Annotated in this window: 18 protein-coding genes and 1 other RNA gene; 6 read left to right on the top strand and 13 right to left on the bottom strand. The window is 26.3% G+C overall.

The window, feature by feature from the left end; all coding sequences use genetic code 4:
- Positions 1-3: 3 nt before the first annotated feature.
- The 6 genes from FRW55_RS01575 to FRW55_RS01550 form a co-directional block, all read right to left on the bottom strand.
- Positions 4-1,911, bottom strand: a complete 1,908-nt coding sequence (locus FRW55_RS01575) for an MATE family efflux transporter (protein ID WP_201798414.1) — start codon at positions 1,909-1,911, stop codon at positions 4-6.
- Positions 1,912-2,033: 122 nt separating this feature from the next.
- Positions 2,034-2,417, bottom strand: a transfer-messenger RNA (tmRNA) gene (ssrA, locus tag FRW55_RS01570).
- A gap of 1 nt (position 2,418) precedes the next feature.
- Positions 2,419-2,856: an SsrA-binding protein gene (smpB, locus tag FRW55_RS01565; protein ID WP_146367321.1), complete on the bottom strand. Its 438-nt coding sequence runs from the start codon at positions 2,854-2,856 to the stop codon at positions 2,419-2,421.
- A gap of 41 nt (positions 2,857-2,897) precedes the next feature.
- Positions 2,898-3,620 (bottom strand): glucosamine-6-phosphate deaminase, encoded by a 723-nt coding sequence (gene nagB, locus FRW55_RS01560; protein ID WP_146368444.1) that lies wholly within the window; start codon positions 3,618-3,620, stop codon positions 2,898-2,900.
- 2 nt (positions 3,621-3,622) lie between these two features.
- Positions 3,623-4,732 carry an N-acetylglucosamine-6-phosphate deacetylase gene (gene nagA / locus FRW55_RS01555; RefSeq protein ID WP_146368443.1) on the bottom strand — a complete coding sequence of 370 codons (1,110 nt, stop codon included), beginning with the start codon at positions 4,730-4,732 and terminating at the stop codon, positions 3,623-3,625.
- The gene (locus FRW55_RS01550) at positions 4,726-5,571 is read right to left on the bottom strand and encodes an N-acetylmuramic acid 6-phosphate etherase (RefSeq protein WP_146368442.1); all 846 of its coding nucleotides are present in this window, start codon (positions 5,569-5,571) and stop codon (positions 4,726-4,728) included. The genes nagA and FRW55_RS01550 overlap by 7 nt, the downstream gene beginning before the upstream one ends.
- Positions 5,572-5,813: 242 nt before the next feature.
- Between FRW55_RS01550 and FRW55_RS01545 the strand changes: the two genes are divergently transcribed.
- The 3 genes from FRW55_RS01545 to FRW55_RS01535 all read left to right on the top strand — a co-directional run bounded on the left by FRW55_RS01545 (position 5,814) and on the right by FRW55_RS01535 (position 8,685).
- Entirely contained in the window at positions 5,814-6,065 is a 252-nt protein-coding gene (locus tag FRW55_RS01545; protein WP_146367317.1) for a hypothetical protein, read from the top strand.
- The gene (locus tag FRW55_RS01540) at positions 6,065-7,699 is read left to right on the top strand and encodes a PTS transporter subunit EIIC (RefSeq protein ID WP_162848274.1); all 1,635 of its coding nucleotides are present in this window, start codon (positions 6,065-6,067) and stop codon (positions 7,697-7,699) included. The genes FRW55_RS01545 and FRW55_RS01540 overlap by 1 nt, the downstream gene beginning before the upstream one ends.
- 119 nt (positions 7,700-7,818) lie before the next feature.
- Positions 7,819-8,685: a MurR/RpiR family transcriptional regulator gene (locus tag FRW55_RS01535; protein WP_146308679.1), complete on the top strand. Its 867-nt coding sequence runs from the start codon at positions 7,819-7,821 to the stop codon at positions 8,683-8,685.
- Between the two features lie 312 nt (positions 8,686-8,997).
- On the opposite strand, the gene FRW55_RS01530 is transcribed toward FRW55_RS01535, so the two are convergent.
- Positions 8,998-10,410, bottom strand: a complete 1,413-nt coding sequence (locus tag FRW55_RS01530) for a hypothetical protein (RefSeq protein WP_146368440.1) — start codon at positions 10,408-10,410, stop codon at positions 8,998-9,000.
- Positions 10,411-10,526: 116 nt separating this feature from the next.
- Here FRW55_RS01530 and FRW55_RS01525 point away from each other — a divergent pair, with 116 nt between their 5' ends.
- Genes FRW55_RS01525 through FRW55_RS01515 form a run of 3 tightly spaced genes read left to right on the top strand, consistent with a single transcriptional unit; the run spans position 10,527 to position 13,220 of the window.
- The gene (locus FRW55_RS01525; protein WP_162848273.1) at positions 10,527-11,330 is read left to right on the top strand and encodes an alpha/beta fold hydrolase; all 804 of its coding nucleotides are present in this window, start codon (positions 10,527-10,529) and stop codon (positions 11,328-11,330) included.
- Entirely contained in the window at positions 11,323-11,754 is a 432-nt protein-coding gene (locus FRW55_RS01520) for an NINE protein (RefSeq protein ID WP_146368438.1), read from the top strand. Before FRW55_RS01525 ends, FRW55_RS01520 begins: the two co-directional genes overlap by 8 nt.
- The gene (locus FRW55_RS01515) at positions 11,754-13,220 is read left to right on the top strand and encodes an MFS transporter (protein ID WP_146368437.1); all 1,467 of its coding nucleotides are present in this window, start codon (positions 11,754-11,756) and stop codon (positions 13,218-13,220) included. Before FRW55_RS01520 ends, FRW55_RS01515 begins: the two co-directional genes overlap by 1 nt.
- A gap of 42 nt (positions 13,221-13,262) precedes the next feature.
- On the opposite strand, the gene FRW55_RS01510 is transcribed toward FRW55_RS01515, so the two are convergent.
- The 6 genes from FRW55_RS01510 to FRW55_RS01485 form a co-directional block, all read right to left on the bottom strand.
- Positions 13,263-14,753, bottom strand: a complete 1,491-nt coding sequence (locus tag FRW55_RS01510) for a phospholipase D-like domain-containing protein (RefSeq protein WP_146368436.1) — start codon at positions 14,751-14,753, stop codon at positions 13,263-13,265.
- Between the two features lie 91 nt (positions 14,754-14,844).
- The gene (locus tag FRW55_RS01505) at positions 14,845-16,041 is read right to left on the bottom strand and encodes an endonuclease (protein ID WP_146368435.1); all 1,197 of its coding nucleotides are present in this window, start codon (positions 16,039-16,041) and stop codon (positions 14,845-14,847) included.
- 47 nt (positions 16,042-16,088) lie between these two features.
- Complete coding sequence (gene deoC / locus FRW55_RS01500) at positions 16,089-16,751, bottom strand: deoxyribose-phosphate aldolase (protein WP_146368434.1); 663 nt, start codon at positions 16,749-16,751, stop codon at positions 16,089-16,091.
- A gap of 8 nt (positions 16,752-16,759) precedes the next feature.
- Entirely contained in the window at positions 16,760-18,055 is a 1,296-nt protein-coding gene (locus FRW55_RS01495) for a pyrimidine-nucleoside phosphorylase (RefSeq protein ID WP_146368433.1), read from the bottom strand.
- A 2-nt stretch (positions 18,056-18,057) separates the two neighbouring features.
- Positions 18,058-18,762 carry a purine-nucleoside phosphorylase gene (deoD, locus tag FRW55_RS01490; protein WP_146368432.1) on the bottom strand — a complete coding sequence of 235 codons (705 nt, stop codon included), beginning with the start codon at positions 18,760-18,762 and terminating at the stop codon, positions 18,058-18,060.
- A 201-nt stretch (positions 18,763-18,963) separates the two neighbouring features.
- Positions 18,964-25,584, bottom strand: coding sequence for an MGA_1079 family surface serine endopeptidase (locus FRW55_RS01485; RefSeq protein ID WP_146368431.1), 6,621 nt, complete (start codon positions 25,582-25,584; stop codon positions 18,964-18,966).
- Positions 25,585-25,603: the final 19 nt, after the last annotated feature.

The raw sequence follows: 25,603 nt of genomic DNA, 5'->3' as shown, positions 1-25,603 counted from the left end.
TACTTATTCATGGAGCAAGCTATCTAAATTAATATTGAATAATATTATGCTAATGAGTTTAAAAGATAAATGAAAAAGCATTAGTTTAACTAATGCTAAGCTTTTTGAATGAATTGTTTTTCATATACTTCAGCTAAGTTTAATTTGATCAATTTTAGGTATCTTTTTGTTAACATGATATGTGCTTATAGCAAAATTTATTAGACCGGCGACTAAACTATTAACTGCATAACTGATTGAAATTACTAATGCAGCATGGAAATCATCAACTCCATAACTACTTAATAAAAATCCAAAACCTACTCCAATTCCCATAACAATAAAGAATGTTAAGAATCCCTCCATTGCTGTAGCAATAATTGAATTTTTAATATTATTTGTTCCTTGGAATAATAACATAGCTCCGGTTGCGAATGAATAAAGTGCTAATCTAAGCATATTTATTCTTAAGTAAAGACATGCCTCATTAATAACATTTTCTTCAACACGTAATAAATATAAGAAATATGGTGCTAAACAAGCAACAAGAGTATATACTAAAACAGCATAACTAAATGAAAGTATTAAAGTATATCAATAAATTTGTTTAACTCTTTTAATATCTCTCTTAGTATAAGCATAACTTAATAAACTTCTTGATCCATCAGCAATTCCAAACAATGCTAAGAAGAATAATGTGATGATTGGAGAAGCTTTAGCTCATAAATAAACATTAGAAGCTCCATTGCTATAAGGTAAATTAGTTAATAATAGGGTTATAACTAATGAACCGACCGCAACACCAACTGAACGAATAAATCCACTGAAACCTAATAGACCAATTGGTGCTAAAAATTTGTATCTAAATTTAAAGTGTATCAAGTGTGTGATACTTAATCATGTTTTTTGTTTTAAATTATTTTTGTAAATATAGAACACATAAGCTGTTAAATTAATAACTCAAGCTAAAATTGTCGAAATTGCTGCTCCAAGCATACCCATTTTGGCAACTTTAATTAATAAAATGTTTAGTATAACATCGCAAACATTAGCTACGATAGCTCAAAACATTACATAAACATTTTTTCCTTCAGCACGAATTAGGTAGCTAAGTAATAAATATAAACCTTGGATTATAGTTCCGCCACAGTAGATGTAAATATAAATTTTTGATCAATATATACTTACTTCTCTTGAAGATTCATAGTATTGTTGAAGAATTTGACTTGGTTTATAATTTGAAATCCCTCATTCATTAAATTTTGTTAGTAATTCAGAATTACTGTCAAGTAATTGAAGTGAGTTTACATCGAATTTAGTGCGTGATGCAATTTGGTCAACTAAACCAGCTCAAATTGTAATGTACATTACTAAAGTTGCAAGAATCGAGCAAATTACAGTTGCATAAAAAGCAGTACTTCATAAATCTTTACCAGTTTTTTCTAGCCCTTTAGAAACACATTTAGTGTAATAAACACTAGTCCCAACCGGAATTAAGTAAACAATTGAGTTACTAAAAATAGTAAAAGGTGAGATAGTATTTACTGCTATTGCACCTACTTGATTAGATGTCATTTCATTAATTTTCTCACTGAGCACAGTAAAATCGTTATAAGAGTGAAAAATCTGATCAAACTGTTCTCTGTTTAGCCTTACAAAGTTCTCTGGTAAAAAATTGTATAAAATACCACTTTGAGCAGCACCATTAGCAGTTGTATCTAAAAGAAAAATTGTGCTTGGTACAAAATTGAGGATGAAAATTTGATTTATAAATGCAGCTAAACCTAACATTAATGAGGTAGCTAAACCAGGTATTGCAACTATAAAGATAGCTTTTTTGACCGGAGTGTTCTCAAAAAGTAATTTTGCACGAGCTTGTTTATCGACTTTTCCAGAATTTTTTTCTACTTTTTTTGAATTAAAAAAATTCATTAAAACAACCCTCCTTTGTTTGTTTATATATTACTACTTTATTTTTATTTTTATATTAAATATTTGTGATAATTTGTTACTTGAATTAATGATTTTTGTTCATAAATTTTAAAATAAAAAAATGGTGGAGATGCCGGGAGTCGAACCCGGGTCCACACATGAATTTTTTAGCTATGTCTACAGTTTAGATTATTTTTTATTAAATTATATTAGCATTAAATAATCAAACATATTAATACAATTCCTAATTAATTTCATTTAAATTTATTAGAATCAATTTAAACTATCCTGTTGACTCGTTAATCAATTTCCAGGAAAAATTGATCACGGCTAGAATTGCAAATTAGGCAAAAGCTAGGCTTGTATTTCCAGCGAAAGCTGGGTTTCATGCTGAGTATTCAGCTTTTTCTTCTTTATTTCCGTTTAAGAAATACCTAGAAGCATTATAGTCTGCCAAACTACTGCAATAACTAATAGTCCATGCATGTCGAAACCATTACACCCCCATTAGTAATTTTGTAAGATTTTTCTAAGTCTTTTTTCTGTTTCTTCCTTAGCAATTTTATCTCTTTTATCATATTTTTTTAACCCTTTTACTAAAGCTATTTCAACTTTAATTTTAGATTGGTTGTTAAAATAAATTTTTGTTGGAATTATCGTCAATTGTTTAGCTTCATTTTCGAATTTTAACTTAATAATTTCACGTTTGTGCATTAAAAGTTTACGATCTTGATATTCATCACATTTAACATCCATATATTTACCAAAATATGCATCTTTAAGATAAATTTCATCTTTGTAAATTGAACAATAAGAATTTGTCAGAGAAATATGAGTTGCTCTTGCACTTTTTACTTCTCAACCTTGAAGTGAAATTCCGCACTCATATTTATCGATTATTTCATAATTGCGAAGATCTCTTTTATTATTACTTAGAATTTTCATACTAAATAATTATATAAAAAAATGTTAGATTACATCTAACATTATAATAAACTTGCAGCATCTTCATCAATGATTAATGTTACATCTTTATGTTCTCTTAAAAAACTTGATGGAACTTCTTCAGAAATTGGTGAATTAAGTGTTTTGTAAATTGCATCAGCTTTAGATTTACCTGAAGCAATCAAAATAATTTTTTTTGCTTCAAGAATTGTTCCAATTCCCATAGAAACTGCTGTTTTGGGGATGTCATTAGGATTATCAAAGTAAATTTTGTTTGAGTTAATTGTACTTTGAGTCAACTTAACTTCTCTAGTTCTTTCGTCCTTTTTGCTTCCTGGTTCATTAAATGCAATATGTGCATTAGTTCCGATACCTAGAATCATAAAATCTATTCCACCAAGTTCCCTAATTTTGTTTTCATATTTCTTGGCATTTTCCACTAAGTTTCCTAATCCTTCAGGAAAATTAATGTTTTCTCTTTTTAAATCAATGTGGTTAAATAAATTATCATCCATGAAATAATGATATGAACATTTATTTTCATAAGGAATTCCAACATATTCATCTAAATTAAAAGTTGTAACATCTTTAAAACTGATTCTATTTTCTTTAACTTTATTAATTAAATTTTGGTATGTTTTGATTGGTGAACTACCTGTAGCAAAACAAATTTTTGAATCTGATTTTTCTTTAATTTGCTTTTCAAAGAAATCTGCTGCTACTTTTGATACTTCTTCATAATCTTTACAAATAATTGTTTTCATAATTAAATTTCCTCTCCAACTTTTTTACCTGAAATGTAAACTTCTTGAATGTCATAAGTATTTTTGTCCATAATTACAATATCAGCCATTTTTTTCTCTTCTATTCTACCTATATCATTTCTTTTTAAATAAATTGCTGAGTTATATGAAGTCATTTTAACTACATCTTGTAGTGAAACGCCTAAAGATATTAAATTTTTAAATGCATCATGAATAGAAATTCCACTTCCTGCTATTGTATTTGTACCTTTTAAAGTAATTAAAAGTCCATTTTTAGTTACAGGAATACCACCTGAAATGTTATCACCATCTTTATAATAAGCAGGTTTAATAGCATCACTAATACAAATTATTTTATCTACACCCTTATTTTTAATTGTAAATAAAAGTGTTTCGGCTGCAATGTGTTTTAAATCACATATTAGTTCTACATAAGGTTTTTCATTATATAATGAAGCTTGAACCATCCCTGGATTTCTAGAATCTACCCCGCTCATTGCATTTCATAAATGACAAACTGAATTACATCCATTACTAAAATATAATTGTGATTTTTGAAAATCAGCTGATGAGTGTCCGATTGAAGGAATGATACCTAATTCAATCATATGTTTCATAACTTCAAGTGGAACATTTAATGGGTCGAATGAAATTTTCTTAAGTTGTGTCTCACTGGCATAATACATTTGATCAATTAATTCATTTGTTGCTACTTTTAATCATTCTTTTCTATGAGCACCCTTTTTAGATTCACCAATAAAAGGACCTTCAATATGTATTCCAAGAGATTTTGAAACTCATTTTTCAGTTTTAGCAATCTCACTAAGAGATTTCAAAATTACTTCTCAGTCATTGGTCATAGCGGTTGGCATAAATGAAGTAACACCATTTTTAGCTAATTCTCTTGAAATAATTTCACAAGATTGACTACCATTCATAACATCTTCATTAAAAAAACCATGAATATGAGTGTCAATAAATCCAGGTACAGCTAAGTATTTTGCAGTACCTTTCTTTTCAATAATTTCTTTAATTCTTCCTTTTTCAACTAAAATATCAGCATTATTTATAGTTTTATCGTGATTGACGATTTTTACATTTTTAATTAACATTCTAAAGCCTCTCTTAAATTATTATTACATTTTATTAATAATTGATTCGCTTTTATTTTATCAACTTTTTTAGCAATCATTATACATGCTAATTTTACATTCTTTACATCTAAATAAATTTCTTTTGCTGTATTAAAATCACAATTAGTTATTTGTTTTACAATTTCGATGCTTCTGTTAACTAATTTCTCATTAATTGGTGTTAAGTCAATCATTAAATCATCATAAACTTTATTTAATCTTATTGCGGTTATTGTGCTAATAGCGTTTAATAATATTTTTTGAATTGTTCCAGCTTTTAAACGAGTTGAACCTTGAATAAATTCTGGATTTGATTCAAATTCAAAAATTAAATCACTGCTTTTTGATATTAATCCATTTTTATTCGCAGTGATTAAAACTTTTTTAGCTGATACTTCTGTTCCAACACTAAAAAATCCATCAACATATTTAGTGTTACCTGAAACACTCAAACCAATTAATAGATCACTCTTATTTATATTTAAATTTATAGCATCATTTCTACCTAATTCATAATCATCTTCGTAGCCTTCTAGAGATTTTAAAATTGCTTCATCTGAACCTGCCATTTGATAAGTGAATCAATTTTTTTCTCCAAAAGTTGGTAAAACATCTAGTGCATCTAACATTCCGATACGACCACTAGTTCCTGCACCAATATAAATAACTCTACCTTTTTCTTTTATTGAATTAACAGAAAAAGTAATAATTTTTTCAAGAATTGTATTTTTATTCATTAACTTTTCTATGATATCTTTTTGATTCAGTCAGTATAATTCTAATAACTCATTTGTAGTTTTTTTATCTAAATTATGCATAATTATTTTCCTTATTCTTACTAATAATAATACCCACAGAAGTGTTTTTAAATTATGTGAATATTATATTTTTATATTTTGTATAAAACTAATATTTATGAAAAATTTACTCACAATTTAAAAGATAAAAAATATTTTTATATTTATTTAATGAATTTAATATTCATAATAAAGGTGAAAATTGACTTAAAGTAAATAATTTTAACGAGAACAGTGGGTGTTCTCATTGATGAAAGGAAAATATGGCAAAAATATTAAATAGTTTTAATAAATTGCATATTGGTCAAAAAATTTATACAATATTGTGGTTTTTATTTGTGGTTCTATTATTTGTCAGCGTAGTTGTTACTGGGGTTTTTAACCCAGCTAGTGCTGAATTACGTGCAAATGTTATAGCCTCAGTGGCCTTAATTACAATCATTGAATTATTCGCATCTGTCATTTTAACGGTTTATATCAATGGTTTTGTTCTTAGAAAGAGAGGTAATAAATAATGTCCAGTACAATTACCTCTCGTGGATCTTTTGCTGCAAATTTAATGAAAAAATTAAGTAGAATCGGTGGAGTATTACTATTCCCTATTGCGGTTTTACCTATCGCAGCTATTTTAATTAGAATCGGTACTGATATTCCTGGAACAACAGCTTTCTCAGCTTTTGTTGCAAAATGAATAACAGGGGCCGGAAATGCTGTTTTTAAAAATATGCCAATGGTCTTTGCAATAGGTGTAGCTTTTGGATTTACAAAAGAAAATCGTGGTGAAGCCGCCTTTGCTGGATTTATAGGTATGTTTGTTCTTTATAATGTATTAGGAGCAACAATCGATTTATTTTATGGGTCAATTAATTTTGGTGCTGCTAATGGTGGTACTGGGTTCAGATCAATTTTTGAAGGAAAATTCGATGATGCTATGGTACAAAACGTTCTTAACGGTATTATTGTAGGTTCACTTGTTTCGTGAATTTACAATAGAGCTAATGGTGTTGCTTTACCAAAAGTTCTTGGATTTTTCAGTGGAAAAAGACTTGTTCCTGCATTAGCAATTATTGTAGTTTCATTATTTGTTTTTGTATGAGCAATAATCTTCCCTTGAATTGGATATTTAATCTACATTATTTCAGTTGCTTTACAAAAAGCAGCAAGTCAAGACAGTAACCTTGCTAAAGCAGGAATTATGGGTGTATATGGATTTATTAACCGTTTATTAATTCCATTTGGATTACACCACATTCCTAACAACTTGTTCTGATTCCAATTAGGAGAATGACCAAGTGCCGCTGATCCTGATATATCAGTTAAGGGTGATATCTCCATTTTCTTAAGTGGTGTTGCTAAAAATAACCCAGGTGGAATCTTCCAAGCCGGATTCTTCCCAACAATGATGTTTGGATTACCTGCATTAGTATTGGCTTTTGCTGTAACTGCAGAAAACAAAGCTCAAAAAGCTAAAGTGTTTGCTCTTTATGGATCGGCTGCCTTAGTTTCATTCCTTAGTGGAATTACTGAACCAATTGAATATGCATTTATGTATGTTTCTCCTCTTATTTACTTAGTACATGCTGTTCTAACTGGTATATTTGCATTTATTACAGGAGCATTCGGTATTCAACTTGGATTTGGATTCTCAGCTGGATTCATGGACTACTTATTAAGCTTTAATAAATCATTGGCAATTATTAGAGAAAGTGGATTCGAAGGAGCTAAAGCAGTTCTTGCACATCCATTATGAATCTTCCCAATCGGTGCAGTTTGTGCTGCGACATACTTCTTCGGTGGAGTGTTATTAATTAAAAAATTAAATCTTTCTACACCAGGTAGAGGTAACGGTGTTATTCTTGAAGAAACCGAAAAAGAAAAAGAAGAAAGTTTTGGTGAATTATCTTTAAGAGCTAAAAAAATTGTTAAAGCTTATGGTGGTTGAGAAAACATCTCTGAATACAACAACTGTTCAACAAGATTAAGATATGTTGTTAAAGATAGCTCTAAAGTTGATTTAGAAGCTCTTAAAAAATCTGGTGTTATGGGTGTAGCTAAAATTAGCGATACATCAATTCAAACAATTATCGGTGTTGAAGCTGAATCATTAAACAATGAAATTGTTTCACACAAAGGTGAATCACTAGATTAATAAAAGATTTAAAAATAGGAGAAATCCTATTTTTTCTGAAACTTTTTTTCACAATTAGAATAAAAAGTAAAGTATTTTACCAAAAAAAAAAAAAAAGGAAATGGTTTTATAATTGATTTATGAAACAACTTATTGAAGTTAAATATCTGGATAAAATCTCGAATAACGAAACATATAAATACATAACCAATTTTATTGAAGAAGATCCTGATTATTTTTTAAATACTTCAATAGCTGATTTAGCTAAACATCTATATGTTTCGCAACCAACTATTACCAGATACGTAAAAGCTTTAGGTTTTAACTCTTATGCTCATTTTCGTATCTACATTTCAGAACGTAAAAGTACTTACAAGTATGGCAATGTAAAAATTATCGAAGGAAAAGATTTAACTTATGAACAAATATTAAATAATGTTTGAACCCATTTTAAATTTGCTTCTGAAAAATCTTATGATTGAACTGTTTCTAACACTGAAGAAATAGCGCAATACCTTAAGTTTTTGATACGTTCAAAACGACTTATATTTTTTGGTATTGGTGAATCTGGATTAGTTGCAGAATACTTGGCATACAATTTAAGAAAAACAGGAATGAATACAATTTCAGTTAATAGTATTCATGATTTCTTTGGAATTTATAAAACGATTTCAAATAGTGATTTTGTAACTATAATTTCAAGAGGTTTTGAAACTGTTGAAGTATTAAAAGTCAGAGAAATTTGTGAAAAATATAAAATGTTTTACTCAATTTGAACCAAAAACAGCAAGCTTGAAAAATTAAACGCAAGAAATATAATTTTATTGCATTCATTAGACCAAACTAAACGAATAGGTTCGATAGGTTCAAAAATTTCTATGCTTTTTTTCGCTGATTTAATTTACTTTTATATTGCTAATAGAATCGATTTTGAAGATCAAAATATTTTTGAAAATATAGCATATGAAAGAAATAAATGAAATAATATTAATACTAAAAATAAATAATTAAATATATAAAATATCAAAAAGTTGACATATTGTTGTCAACTACTTTTTTAAACATTGAAATGTAAAACTTCTCTTTACAATTTTTTATTAATTAATTTTTGATACATCATTCTTAAATTATTTAAATTCGTTTGTCAAGTTTTCTAAATAATATGAAAAAACCTGTTTCACTATTTCATTTAAATTATACTATTTAACGTGATATATCAAGATTATATGCAAATGCATAGATAGTGAGTTAAATTTTATAAATATATTATTAAAAAAGCACAAACTAAATTAAAGTTTGTACTTAAAAAACGATTGAATTTATAACATTTCATTTTCAGGTTTAAGATTATGGTCTTTTGTAAAACTTCTTTGGCGTTTTTTGAGCATAACACTAACTACTGTAGCGATAATTACTAAAACGGTTAAAGTTATTGCAAATACAAGATAACTTGTTTGATAATTTATTTTTTCGAAAATACTTATCATTCCTAAACTAAAGGCAAATGCTACAAGTTGGAATAAAATCATTGTTATAGCTGCAAAGAAAGCATATTTTTCACTTGGAACAGCACGATACGAATAATCATAATATACTGGTAAAAACATACTAAATAAGAAATACTGTATAAATGTTGAAGTCAAGAATATTCCTAACATAATATTTTTATGTTCATGAGCTCAGGTGCTTGTGTGTTCAATAACACCAGAATTACCTGAAGCTTTAGCAATAACTCCAATATTTGTGTTTAATCCACCAAAAGCATAGATATAGAAGATTGAAGAAATTATTGTAACAACAACAAAAGCGATTGAGGTTGAAATTAATATTTTCTTTCCAAGTAAAAAGATTACTAAACTACCTAAACATAAAGCAGCTCCAACAACAATTAAATATATAGTAACTCAGTGCTGTACTGAATTAGAAGTTTTCGCTTCCATAAATAAATTAATTACAAAGTTAGTATTAGTTCCAATTCTTGGTACGAATGAAATTGATGAGAATACCGCTAATGAAATTAAGATTATTGCAGTATAAATAAATGTTTTTGAATGTTTTTTAATTTTTGGTTTTGATGAAATTTCAACATCTTTATCAAATACCACAAAAGTATTGTATAAAAGTGCACTAATAATATAAGTTAATCCTAAAATTAAACAAATGTATTCATATGAAAGAATATGAATAAGTCCTAAACTTGCTAGTGCGGCTGCTAAATATGAAAATGAAGTAGCAAAATTATTAATTCTGTTAAAAATATTAATATTTTTTTCATGTACTGATAAACGATAAACAATATTTTTAAGAGCCAAAAATCTTACTGAATTAAAGATATTTCAAATTATAACCGCTACATAAACTGTATAAGTTATAGCCTTAACATTCTTAGCTTCTGAGTCTGTAATATTTTGGGTACCATAAATAAATCCAATCACACAGACAAATAGAATAACAAAAGCACTAACATATTCAGCAATTACAATTAGAAGTCTATTGTTGAATTTTTTAATAATTATTGGTGCTATTGCAAATGATAAAAGCGTAGGAATATATCTAAAAATTTGTACTAATGCACTTGCTCAAACACTACCTGAAGCTTTAAGTGTAAATAACGTACTTACTACATTAAAACATTCAATTGCAGATTGAGAAATAACCATAGCTATTGCAAAAATTATCATATTTCACAACACAGGTTTAGTTGATTTAAATGAACTAATTTTTTGAATCATTTAACCTCCTTATTCCAATTATATTTATTTTTTTAGATGGACTAGAGCTTTTCAGAAATATTTCCACATAAAATTTATTAATGTGATTTAGTAAAATTATATTAGGAGATAAATTTATGAAAAATACATATTTATATGATAATGTAGAGCTTGAAACTCTTGAATTAGATAATGATAAAAATAAAACAATATTCATAATTCATGGTTTTACAGCCGATTTTGACAATCTCTCTGTAATTACTGAGCATTTCAAAAAAGATTTTAACGTTTATTCAATTAATTTACCAGCACATGGTAAAAGTAAAACTAATGAGAATTTGAATGATATTTATGCTTATTGTGACGTTGTTGTAGATTTTATTAAAAATAAAAAATTAAAGAATATTTATTTAGTTGGACACTCAATGGGAGGATTAATAGCTGCATTAATTTATCAAAGAATCAAAGATCAAATTGATAAAGTTTTATTAATAGCTCCAGCAAATTTAACCACCCTAGAAATAGGTGAAAAGTTGAAGTACGCCTTTTTTAAGGGAACACTTCTTTCAAAAATTACTTTTGTTAGATATTCGTATCATAACTGATTTAAGGCGCTAAGAGATAAGAATTTTAGAGCTAATTCAGCTAAATGATATGAAGAACATAAGCAATACATGAATGATTATTATAAAGTAGGACATCAATTCATGGAAGAAGATATTCTTAAAGATGAAGAAGAAATGATTAGAAATATTGATAAACCACTTGGATTGCTTTGTGGTAAATCGGATAATATTGTTAATCAAAAGAAAATTTGAGATTATTTTAAGAAAATTAAACCTGAAACAAAAATGTATAAAATAAATGCTTGTGGACACAATCCTTGAAGAGAAAATAAAGAAGAAGTTTTACAAGCAATAGAAGGATTTTTCAATGAATAAAAATAAATTATTTCTTAGTGAAGAAGAAATAAAAAATGAAATTTCTAATGCACAAGAAAAACTTAAAAATGGAATAATTGTTGAAAAAACTATTCCTGATTATTGAACAAATGGAATTAATAAAAAACTTTCAAGAAAAAAATTAATTTATTTATCGATATTTACTGGATTATTTGGGGTTGATAGATTTTACCTAGGAAAGAAAATTTCAGGTATTACCAAATTATTCTTTAGTATTATAGGTGTTATGGTAGTGGCTTTAATAATTAATTTTAAACCATGAAATATTAGTGATGTTTCAACTTTAGTAAATGTGTGAATTTTCATTTCATTATCATTGGTAGTTGTTTTATCATTTTATATTATTGATATTGTTATTTCCATAAAAAATCCAAGAGACTCGGAATTTAGGAGTGTAAAATAATGGAAACATCATTAATTCAAAAAATAAAAAATCTTGGTGCTAAAAAAATCATCGCATTAGTTATTTTGGCTTGTCTTGATCTATTTGTTATTTCTCTTCCATATTACATTAAATCTGCTATACCTAATTTTTATAAGTATATGCATGTTGATGAATCAGTTTTACTTAGTTGTTCAGCTATTATTGGATGAGTAACAATCATTACTCAACTACCAGGGGGTTGATTAGCTGATAAATTCTCGAATAAAAAATTATTAATGATTGGTGTTGCACTAACATTCTTTATGAGTGTATGATTTGCATTCTTAATTATTTTTGGACACCAAATGCAAGATAATATTTGATTACAATATCAATATTACATAATTTTCTTTATATGAGGAATAAGTACCACTCCATTTTTCTGAAGCCCACTGTGAAGACTAGTTTCGCAACAAACTACTAAAGAAGAACAAGGTCTTGCTTTTGCAGTTCAAGGTTCATTTGTAGGTATAGTCGGTTTTGTTTTCACTGGAATTGTAGCATTTATTGTTATTACTTTAATTGAAGGTAAATCAGTAGAACAATCAAGTCTTTATGTCGGACTTTATATGCTTTTATTTAGTGTTTGTCTACTTATTTTATTCTTTGGACTAGTCTTCTATGTAAAAGAATATAGAAAAGAACAAGAAGATAAAGAGTCGTTCAAGAAAATTTTAAGATTATTAAGTAATTGAAAAGTTTGAATGCTTTCAATCTTCTTATTAGGAATGTATTCATTCCAAAGTACTTTTACATACTACTTAAATCAACTATTATCAAACACCATTAGAGAAGCACTTGGAATCCCAGTAGCAATATTAACAATTTTATTTGCTGTTAGAGTTTACTTCTTAAGACTTTTTGTTGGTGGTTTATTGATGAAAATTGGAGATAAATTCAAGTCGTTTATCCTATTATTAGTCATAGTTGCTAGTTTAGGTTTAATTTTAACATTAATATTTGTGTTTATGCCAGGTTTCTTTAATAATAGTTATGTAAATTATAGTAGAGGATTATTATGATTTATGTTTATAACTATGAATGTTTTATTCATGATTATTATCACTTGTTCGTGAATTATGGTGACTTTAAGATTTGCCCAACAAGCTGAAATTACTACTCCAAAAAATTCATATGGATCTATGACAGCTATTTTATCATTAATTGGATTTAGTTCTGATGCTTGAATGAGCCAAATTGGTTCAAGTATAACTAGTGTTTATAAAGTTCAAGTTACTGAAGCTTTACATAATGCAGGTAGATTTACTGATTTTAATGTTGGTGACTATGCTACTGATCCAATCGCTTATCAAATCATTATAATTGTTGGTTGTGCGGTGGCATTAATTGGAATTATATCTGGATTAACTGTTTATATTTCAGAGACTAAATTTAATAAAAAATATAACATTAAGTTTTATCGTTGAAGAGATGTGCAAAACTAAAAAAATGCAATTATTGAAATTGCATTTTTTATATTAAAACCTCTAAATAAGCGGTTTTAATAATTTATAAAATAATTTTTTAATAATATTTTTATTTGAATTATATTTCTTAAAGTTAGTAAATTCAACACATTTTTCTTTGTAATTATCAAATACTTTTTTAATCTCTTTAACAGATTCACCCTCAATTAAATCAGTTGTTTCATATTGAGCAAACATACTTCTTGCATCCATATTGCTTGTACCAAATCAAGCTATTTTATCATCTACTAGACCTACTTTACTATGTAAAAAGTGATCCTTATAAATATAAACTTTCAGACCAAAGTTAATCAATTCTGAAACTTCATTTAAGCTAACTTGGTAAACCATTTTTTTATCAGGAAAGCCTGGTAAAAATATTTCAACTTCAACTCCAGAATATAAAGCCGAAATAATCTGTTTTTTAAGTGAGTCAGTAACACTGAAATATGGAGTGCTTATTTGTATTTTTTTCTTAGCTGCAGCAAAAAGTTTAATTCAAGTATTTTCAGCATTAGAATATTTTATAAGTGGTGTGTCATATATTAATAAAGCAGTAGTTTTAGGTTCATTTTGGTTATTATTAAATTCTAAATTCAACTCAATTTCTTTATTCGTAACCATTTTTCAAAACTTTGCAAAATGAACAATATAAACATTAACATAATCACCATTGAATTTATAACTAAAGTCAATTCAGTGACCATATTTTTTGCTGTAAGAACTATATTCATCTGATATGTTATTGCCACCTGAATAAACAACTTTATTATCTATGATTATAAATTTTTGATGATTTCTATAAAAACTTTTGCTGTTTATAAATGGGTATAATATTTTGCCGATGTATTCATATTCAAAGTTTTTGTATTTTTTTGATAGTTTTTTAAATACTTTATCTCTTACTGTCCCTGAACCAAAGTAATCAATTAATCATTTAATTTCAACACCTTCTTTCAATTTTTCTTCGATTATGTAAAGAATTTCATCAAAAATCTCTGATTTTTTAATTATGTATGAAATAATGTTAATTGAAGAATTCGCATTTTTTAAGTCCTTTTTTAATTCATCGAAATAAGTTCAACCTTCATTATAAAATTCAAATTCTCCTGATAAAGCAACAGTATGATTCATTTTTTCTAGTTGTTGAATGGCTTTTTTAGGATTTTCACTTAATTGACAATAATTTGTTAAATCATATTTGCTATCTTTATTAATTTTTGCCTCTTTTTTATTTGAGTAAGTTAAACCATAAGTTAAAAAAAGTATATGACCTATTATTGGTAAAATAAGCATTATTGCTGTTCATGAAAATTTTGCATAAGTCTGGCGTTTTTGATTTAATAATAAAATGATTATTATCAAATTTAATATATATGCACTGAAGACAATTAATAAGAAGAAATACCTATTTATCATAAAGAAAAAGTAAGTAACACCTAAAAAATATGCAACTAGAATTAGCAAAACTAACATAAATAATGCAAATTTTTTTAAATGTTTTATCTTCATGATTTCTCCTATTTTGTTTTAAATTATATTGAATTTTTATTTAAATTAACTTTTTGATACAAAAAGCATAAACATTAGTTTATGCTAAATTTTATTTGTTTAATTTTATCAAAAGTCCTTTATTTGTGAATTTTTGGCCTTCAAATAAGCATTTTTCAAGTTCTGGGTAGTCAATAAATGGGTTTCTAACAGCACGATAACTATTGTAAATTTCATTATTTCTGTTAATATCAAACGAATCAACAGGATCGTTATTATTTCATTTTAAATAAAGTTTAAGATATTCATCACTTAAATGTGAAACAGTGTTTTTTGAGAATACTTCATTAGAGACATAAATATTTTGTTCAGCATAAGTTACTGCAAAATATAAATAACATCTGGCGATATCTCCTTTGAATTCATCAATAGGTTCAAAAACAGTTTTTCCGTTAGAATTAGTACCTAATTTTGAACCATTTTGAGATGTTACAGAAACTTTAACAACTTCACCATGAGGATAATTTGATCTAATATTGTTTACTTTAATATCAGTTGGTCAAACAAATTGGGCATCAGAACGAATTGGTTCTAATTTTTTAAATCATGATTGTGGTATAACATGTTCACGATTTGTACCATCACCTTCATTTTTGCCACCTTTGAAATTGTAAGTAGCGAATGTATAAGGATCAACGTCACTAGGATTTTCACTATAAACATCTAAAATTGTTTTATCATTTTCATAGTACAAATCTTTGAATGCAGATGTATTATTGTAAAATGAAGGTAAACTTCCATAATTTTTACTTGTATCATTCGCTTTGTTTCATTGTAATTTAACTAAAGCATTAAATAATTCTTTTCCTGTTAAACCTTCTAATGGAGCATAGTATTCTAAAGCTTTTTCACTTTTGTCATAAACATAATTTGAAACAACTTGAATGTTTTTATCTGGATTTGAAATTTCTGGTTGATTAGTAGATGGATTTTCTGGTGTATTTTCAGAATTTCCATTTTCTTCAGATGAGCTTGAAGGTGTTTCTTCTGGTGTGGTTGGTTTTTCTGTGTTATTTTCAGAATTTTCACCATTATTTCCTTCGGGATTAGAAGGAGTTTCTGGCTGTTCTACATTTGAGTCTGAATTTCCGTTTTCTTCAGAATTTGAAGGTTTCTCTCCTGGTGTAACTGGGTTTTCTGGTTTTTCTTCTTCTTTATTGCTGTTTACACAAGAAGCTGATAAAGTTAAAATTGTTATCGAAGATAAAATCGGACCGATTAATAATAATTTATTTCTTAGTTTTTTCATTTTTAAATTAGATTAATAAAAAACTTCCAGAATTACTGGAAGTTTAATTAGTATCCACCTTTACTTTCTTTTCCTTCAATAATAGAAACAGAACGGCTTGTACCAAATCTTGTAGCTCCAGCGTTGTACATATTAATTAAGTCATCCATGTTTGAAATTCCACCAGCAGCCTTAATTAATAATTTATCACCACAAACAGATTTCATGGTTTGAACATCTTCTAAAGTTGCACCTCTATATGAGAAACCTGTTGATGTTTTGATAAATTCAGCACCTGATTTCATAACAATTTTTGTAGCTCTTTTAATTTCTTCTGTTGTTAAAAGAGCAGTTTCAATAATAACTTTTAATACTTTTGAACCACAAGCAGCTTTAACCGCTTTAATGTCATTTAAAACATATTCATCATCCCCTTGTTTAAAACGACCTACGTTAATAACCATATCAATTTCATCAGCACCATGATCAATTGCTAATTTTGTTTCATGCGCTTTAGCTTGTGTAATCATAGCCCCAAGCGGAAAACCAACAACTGAAGTAATACCAATTTCAGTTCCTTTTAATTTGTCCTTACAGTATTTTACTCATGAAGAGTTTACACACACAGTTTTAAAATCATATTTAATAGCTTCAGCAATTAGTTTATCAATCTCTTTTGTTGTAGCTTCAGCTTTTAAAAATGTGTGGTCTATCATTTTATTGTAATTCATAATTTCTCCTATTTTAATTTATCAAGAATAATTTTATTCTCAACTTTTTCTTTGTTGATTCTATATCCGTTTTTAAGTTCATTAATTAATTCAGTATTAATTGGATTTGAAGAGTAAAGTGTGAATAGAACATCACCTCTTTTAACTGATTCATTAGTTTTTTTGTTAATTGTAATCCCAGCTTCATTATCGATGGAATCTTCTTTTCTAGCTCTACCAGCACCAAGTTTCATAGCTGTAATTCCAACTATTAATGAATCAAAAATTTCCATGTATCCATCTTCATCAGATTTTATTTCTAGAGAATATTTAGGATTTCAAAATTTTGGATCTTTAAGTGCATTAACATCACCATTTTGAAGTTCGATAAATTCATAGAATTTTTCCAAAGCTGAACCGTTCTTGATGACTTGTTCAACTTTTTGAATTCCTTCTTCATGTGTTTTGACTATTTTAGCTTGTTCTAGAATTGTTGCACATGAAGAGTAAACAAGTTCTTTGAAATCTTCTGGCGCTTTGCCTTGTAAAGTTCAAATAGCTTCAAGAACTTCGTTTTTATTTCCAATTTCACGACCAATTGGTCTAGACATATTTGTAATCTCGGCTCTTACATCTACGTTCAACTCTTTACCGATATTAATCATTGTTCTTGCAAGTTCACGAGCACTTTCTAAATCTTTCATGAAAGCACCATTACCACATTTTACATCAAGTAAAATTGCATTCGAACCTGTAGCGAGTTTTTTAGACATAATTGATGAAGCAATAAGCGGAATAGATTCAACTGTTGCAGTTACATCACGTAATGCATAAATTTTTTTATCAGCTGGAACTAATTCATTTGATTGTCCAATCACAGCGATATTATGTTCTTTAACTTGTTTTATAAAATCTTTTTCACTAAGTTCAACGGTAAAACCAGGGATTGATTCTAATTTATCAATTGTTCCCCCAGTATGACCTAAACCACGTCCGCTCATTTTAGCAACAGGAGCACCACATGCAGCAACAATTGGTGCAACTGCTAAAGTTGTTTTATCTCCAACTCCACCGGTTGAGTGTTTATCTACTTTAATTCCAGGAATTTCAGAAAGATCCATAACTTTACCAGAATTCATCATGACCTTTGTAAAAGTTGCGATCTCTTCAGTATTCATTCCATTAAACATAACAGCCATTAAAAATGCTGAAATTTGATAATCAGGAATTTCATTTTTAACATATGAGCCAATTAAAAACTCAATTTCTGATTTGTTAAGATTAAGACCATGTCTTTTCTTTTCAATTAAATCAACAGCTCTCATAATTATTTTGCTAAGTTAAGAGCAATCTCCATCATTTTTGTAAATGCTGTTTGACGTTGTTCAGCAGTAGTTAATTCATTAGTAATTAAATTATCACTAATAGTTAATAAACAAGCTGCTTTTTTACCTAATTTTTCAGCATTTGTGAATAAAGCGTATGATTCCATTTCAACACAACTCGCTTTTGTTGTATTAATTCTTTCTTCAAGTGGAACTGAACTGTAGAATACATCTGAAGAGTGAATTCTATCTACATGTAGATTAATATTTAATCTTGATGCAATTTGTTTGATTTCATCATTTAATTCTGCAGAAGGTTTGGCAATTAATTCATCTTTACCTAAAACCAATTTTCTATAAGCAGTTCCATCAGCAATAGCTTCGCTAGCCAAAACAACTTCATATAAACCTAAATCAGCTTTATATGAACCAGCTGAACCGATTCTTACAATTGTATCTACGTCATAAAATTTAAATAATTCATATGAGTAAATCCCTATCGAAGGACATCCCATACCACTACCTGCAATAGTAATTGGTTTTCCTTTGTATGTACCAGTGAACATAAACATATTTCTAACTACGTTTACTTTTTTGTATCCTGGGTCTAAGAATTTTTGAGCAATAAATTCAGCTCTAAGTGGATCTCCAGGCATAATAACTGTTTTTGCAATATCTTCTTTTTTGGCACTAATGTGTGGTGTCATATTATCTCCTTAATTTCTTTTTTATTAATATTTTACTGGCTAGTGAAAAACTAACTAAATTTCTCTACAATTTTAATTTTTATTAAAATTACATTTGTATTACATTATTAATAAAATATTAAGTTAATATATCTTTTAAATTTTAGCATAAAGAAATAAAATAATCATAAGCAATTTACTCATTGAAAAAAATTTCATATATTAATTATTTTTAATAAATCAAGGTAATTCAAACTCATATGGTTTAGCCATCATGTTTTTAATAACATTATGAGCAAAACTTCCAGTATTTGGTAAATCTAACAATTCATCAAAACTATTTGAAATACCTAAATAATTTGCATTATTAGTGTAGTAATTAGGTGCGTGCAAGAATTTTAATGGTGCACCAGAATTAATAGTAGTGATATAAAAATTATTTTGATCAAACACCCCAGTTCCAGAATTACCTGCATTGTAATATGTAGGCATAAACTTACCTTGTTTAGAGAAGTTTGAACCTGTATCATTTAACGGATCATGGCGATTAATTATATAACCACTTTGCTTACCATATGGGAATCCATTTCATAAAAGCTGGTCAACATGGTTATTTATTAATGAAAGCTTACGATCAATATTCGCGGTATACAACTGATATTTTCTTTTAGAAAGTTTTACACTTTCTAATTTTTTTCAATTTTCATATCAAAGAGCACTTTCGATACGTCCATTTCTATAAAATTTTTCTATAAGCTCATTAATGTCAATAGTGAAAATTGTTATATCAGCATCAGCGGCTTTAGAAACTCCATCATTATTTTTTTGATCAGTTACGTTTTTTCCAGTTCATACCACAGTTGCACTAGTAGTATCAGCATAAAGACCACTTCAGTACCCAAAACCAGCATCAACATTATTTGCATAATTAAATCCACTGCGAGTAATCAATAAATTAGTTGGTTTATTTGATGGTGAGTCGTTAACACTTGATGAAATACCAATAACGTGATTGTTTGTCATTAAATAGAATTTTCCATCATTAGGATCTTCATTTACTTTAGCCAACATTGATGCTCCACCTCTATTGAATGCAACTGAGCGGGCCATTAAATTTTTGATAGCACTATTATTTTTATTAGCAAAATTAATAATTTCTGTATTGAATTTGTAACCATTATTCAAGTTAAAAATAACATTTTGATTTGGATTATATTTAAATAAATCATCTGAATCTTTTTGATCATATCAAATAATAGGAGTATTTTCCTGATTGTAAGTCATTTTCTTGTAACTGAATAAGTTTGTTGGCGTTTGAGTAAAATGTTCAAAAATTTCATTATTTTCATAATAAATAGCAATTTTGGCTGCATAATTATCTACATAAAAAGCTCTTGAACTATCAAAAATATTTTCTTGCGTTGCTTCAATCCGTTCAAATGCATGTGCATTAAGATTTTTAACAATATCCTCAGTAATGATTTTTTGGTTTTTATCATTTAACTCTAAAACAAATTTAATTCCTGAACTTTCTAAAGTTACATTCAGAGTATAAGTTACAGTGCTGTTCAGGTTAATATTAACATTTGAATTTTTATAAATAACATTATCATCGATTTGATAAGTTATTTTGCCATCACTTTTTAATTTTTCGAAATCAATTACTATTTTTCTAGCATCTTGTCCGGTAAGACGGTTAAATCTATTTGGATCTCATGAAGCATTTCCTGCAAATAAAGTTAAAATAATTTTCTTATTAGTGTTGTTTGGATTGTTGAATATGTCATTGTAGTATTTACTTTTTAGTGTTCAACTAGCATTATTTTGACTAATTTCTCAAAGAGCATCATTTAAATTCATTTCAACTTCACGTTTACGCATCACTAGATTATTTGCTGCAATGATTTGTTTTAAATTATTTTGTTGTATTACTGAATCAATATAAGAAATTTTATCTGATTTGTCAATCTGAGTTGCATTTTTATCTTTTTCAAAACCTTCAACTAGATATAATACATCGCTAATAACTTCGTAATTAAATTCTGGATCAATGTATTTTAATTTAACTAATGCAGTACCATTAAAATCATCAACTTCAATTATTTCAGCGACTGAGAAATTTTCTTTTCTAAGTAATTTTCATGAACCAATATGAGAATTTGCTTTAAATCTAACTACGCCAGTTAATGGAGAGTAAACTAAATTATCATTAACAATAATTTTTTGTAGTATTTGATTTTGATTATCGAATTTCTCTTTATATGAACTAGCTTTAATTTTAATTCCGAATGAACTTTCTTGTAATGAAACAAAATTACTAGGAATATTATTTATTGCAACTTTAGGATAAAATTCTTCTTTTAATTCATTTTTAAGATTGAATAAAGTAATATTAGTTTCTGAAACAAACCTATATGTAGGATCTTCTTTATTTATAAACCCCAGCTTAAAAGTGACTTTATCTTTTTCAGCAAATCTAATTGATGAAGAAGTAACTACATCCACATAGTAAATGAAAAATTTATTTTTAATTTCATTTAGTTTTTCATTACTAATTTGCGATTCTAAATCAGCGGGATTAAATATGTTGTATTCCTTATTTATAAATTTGTCTTGTATATTTGGTGAGTTTTTATCACTATTATTAAAATCTCCGCCAAAAGAATTATCATTTTGGGCAGCTGAACTTACACCAATTTGTAATAAGTAATTTAATTGAGAATATGATTTTTCATAATCTAATAAATCTAAATCAATTACTGAATAACCATCCATTTTTTTAAGTGTAAAATTGCGTGAATTAATTTTATTTACTTCAGCTAAATAGGCATTTTTTTCAAGTTCCTTTTCTCTATTTAAATTTGAAAAATCAGCAACAGTAAGGTTAGCATCATGTGGTAGATAATCATTAAAAGTAACTGGTTTGAAAAAATTCAAATAAATACTTGTTTGTAAATTCGGATCATTAATTAATTGATTGTCTTTTGCAATACCAATTTTAAATTTAGCTCAACCATTAATATTTGAATAATTATTATCAATATCATCAACTAAAACAATTGAATACCTTCCTTTTTTAGGTAAGTGATAAACTTCGTTAAATACTTTTTTATACTCTGAAGCGATAAAATTACTATGAGTTACTGTTTTATCAAGAATATTTAACTCTTTTCAAATATTAGAATTAGTTGTTTTATTAGAATGATTTGTTCCATTTTTAGTTTGTTCAAAAATACCTTGAATAAAGTTAAAATCTTCTAAATCTTGGTTTGAATTGGCTATTGATAAATTACTAAAATAATAGTTTGCATAAAATATCTCATTAGTTAACTTATCAGTAAATTCATATTCAGCAAATATAAATCCTTTTTCATTATCAATTAAATAATTATAAAGTTTGTTTAACTGATATTTTTCATCATTAAAATCTATTAAGTTAGTTAGAATATTTCTTATAACTTTTACTCTATCAAAACCTTTAGGATTAGGATCAGTTAAATTTTTAGGAAAGTTAAAATAGTTGCCATTATTATCTAAAACACCAAAAACACTTAAATTACTATCATAAATTTCCTTAAAAAGTGAAAAATTTACTTTTTGATATTCATTCAAAGAATAACTAGTTTGATTATAGTAACTGCTTGCTGTTAAGTTTAAATCAATTGGGTCGAGTGATTTTTCATAAATTATTTCATTAGAAGTTAATTTGATTTCGCCCAAAATTTGACCATTTCACTTTAATTGTGCATTTACAACAAGATATTTCTTACCTAATTTACTTACATAACTAAAATCATTGTCTTTTATTTCTAAAGTAAAAAAGTTATTAATTAGTTTGTTTTTTGGTTTGAATCATTTTATATCAATATTCTTTTTATCAAGTGAAACAAATTTACTTGAATCGTATTCAAAATAATCATCAAGGGTTTTGGAAGTAATTTCGTTTATGGTATCACTAATTATTGAACTAACATCATTAGTAAAAATTAAACCTTTTGACACTTTTATTTCGGATTTTGTTTCTGGATTAATTGAGTTATAGCTTATCAATAATTTATTTTTGTTTTGTTCATCCAATGTTAAAAATAATTTATCTTCCTTAATCAACTGCTCTAAATTGTCATTACCTAAATTAATATCTAAAAATAAATTTATGTTATTTTTATTAATACTTAAGGAAGATAAATGCTTAGTTAATTTTGCTAATTCAAGTTTTGGATTAATACTAATATTCATTGAATTAGTTAAATTTTCAGCATATATTTGATCACTAATTTGATTATTTTCATTTTTTAAATTTTCATAATAACTAGTAATTTCAGAAATTGAAGTTAAGGCATCAATATAGCTATATTTACTTTCCTTATCATTTATATAATTTAAGTTTTTTATTAAATTTTTAACTCTGTTTTTCTCGTCGATTAATTCTTGTTCGTCGTTAGGAATTAAATTGTTTTTTAATGATTCAATTTGATTATTTAAATCTTCTATTTCGCTTTGACTAAAAAATTTATCAAATTTGTTATTTATAAAAGGATTTAACGCTTTTCAAGAATTAATGAATTCCTGTTTTGAATCGGCACTGTAATTATTAAAGTCATTTGAGTTAATAAAATCTTCAACATTATTAATTAAAACAATTAAATCTTTTTGACTGTGAATTTGAGCATTAATTTCATTTAGATAATTTTCAAATTCTTCTATATTTAATAATAAACTAATTTTATCAATGATTAACTTATTTAATTCAGAGGATATTTTAACTTCTTCTAAGGAGCTGTCTAAGCTTAAAATTCTACTATTAAATATTTTTTCTCCATCTAATTCTTCATAAAGGGATAAAAATTTTACTGCATTACTTTCGAAATCTGTAGAATAATAGTTAAAGATATATTCTTTAGTTTCACTATTATAAATTAAGTTTGTATTCTTTATAGATTCGACTATTTTATTAAATTCTTTCGCATTATTTGAAAAATCAAGAAATTTAAATTTATTATCATTGATTTGATTAGTTAATAATCTAACTATATAATTAATTTTTCCATCGATTAGTTCAACAGTTTTTTTAAAAAATGTATTCAATTCATCAAAATTATGAATATTATTTATTTGATTTCTAAAACTATTTTTATAGTTTTGACTTATAAAATCTTTATCATTTATTTGTTTATATAAATCATTCTTCAGCTCTTCAATAGTGTTTATTACAATTTGATTTATTGTTGATAAATTGTTATTGATATATTCATCTAAATCAGAAATATTCTGATAAGAAAATGATTTATCTTGAATTTTATTACTAACTTGATTAATAATTTCTAATAGTTTATTTTTTACCTGTTCAATAGAATGATAATCCTGCAATAAACTCTGTAAATTAGATAAATGTTGTTTTAGCTTAATAATATAAAGTTCTATATTTTGATTATTTTTTTCTTCAATTTCACTTATTATTCTGCTTATTTGTACATTTTTTGTGACTATTTCATTAATTAAGTTATTTTTTGTTCATGAAATATTTTCAAATTCTTCAAGTTTTTTTGCTTCTTCTTGGTTATTTAAAATTTCTTTTAATTGATGAATTTTTGAAATTAAATTGTTAAATTTTTCGACTTCTTTAGTTCATATTTCATTAATTTGATTAGTTTCGTTAACTAAATTATTAAATTCTAACTCTAATTCAGTAAAATGATCAATACTTAAATTCAAGGAATTGATTGAGTTATTCAAAAGATCAATTAAATTGCTTTTCCGGCTATTTACATCTCTAAATATTTCAAAATTATTTACAATCAAATCTGTTTCTATTTTTGATAATAGTTCATTAAATTTACCCTTAACTAATTCTATTTCTAAATTGTTTTTGTCATTATTACTTTCATGATTACTTAAAATTTCTTCTAATTTGTCTTTATGTTCTATAAGACTTTCAAGTATACTTTCCAAATTATCAAAACTAGTTTGGTTATTTAATTTAATTTCACTAACTAATTTTTGTACATCTTTAGTTTCTTCGTCTTTGTTGATTTTTTGTATCAATATCATTATTTTATTTATTAAATTATTTATTTTTAATTCATAAGTTTTGAATGTTTCTTGCAATATTGTTAATTGATTGTTCAGAAAGTTAAAAGTATCATTAAAGGTGTTGTTGTTTAATTTTTTGTTCTGAATATCATTTTTTAAAGTATCTAGTTGTTTTAACACTTCATGATATAGATTATTGTTTGAGTTATTTTCAATAATATTTTGAATTTTTTCACTCACTTCTTTAGCAAGAACTTCATCAAATATTATTTTTTTAGCATCTTGTTTTTGAGTATATATTTTTGATAGTTTATCTAAAAATTTATCTAATTCTTGTATATTTACTAATTCATTTAAACTTTTATTATTTTTTTGAATAATTAAAGATAACTCAGAATTATATTCAGAGAAAATATCTTTTGATTCTTTAAGGTTTTCTAAGTTAGCGAAGAGTAAATTTATATCAATGAGTTTTTCCTTAATTCGTTTAACTAAATTAATAAACTCATTTTTTAATAAGATAATTTCTTTTTCATTGAAATTATTAATGAATTCTTGACTTAATTCAATGTTTTCATTTATAAAAATTAAATTATTTGGCAAATTATTTGTTATTAATTTATATTCAAGCAAATTATTTTTGTCAATATTATTTAATAAATTTTTGAATTTATTTAATATTTTAGTTTTTTTATTATTTTCTTCTAAATTATTGTTTTTGTTAAATAATAAAGAAGCACCTATAGCGGAACCAAGGATTACTGTTGATGCAGTTATAGAAGTTGTTGCAATTACTTTTTTCTTTTTATTCATAATTCTCCTTATATTAATT

Origin of the sequence: Mycoplasma anserisalpingitidis, from assembly GCF_007859615.1 — a bacterium.
GTDB lineage: Bacteria > Bacillota_I > Bacilli_A > Mycoplasmatales > Metamycoplasmataceae > Mycoplasmopsis > Mycoplasmopsis anserisalpingitidis.
This window is presented reverse-complemented; position numbering and strand designations above follow the sequence as displayed.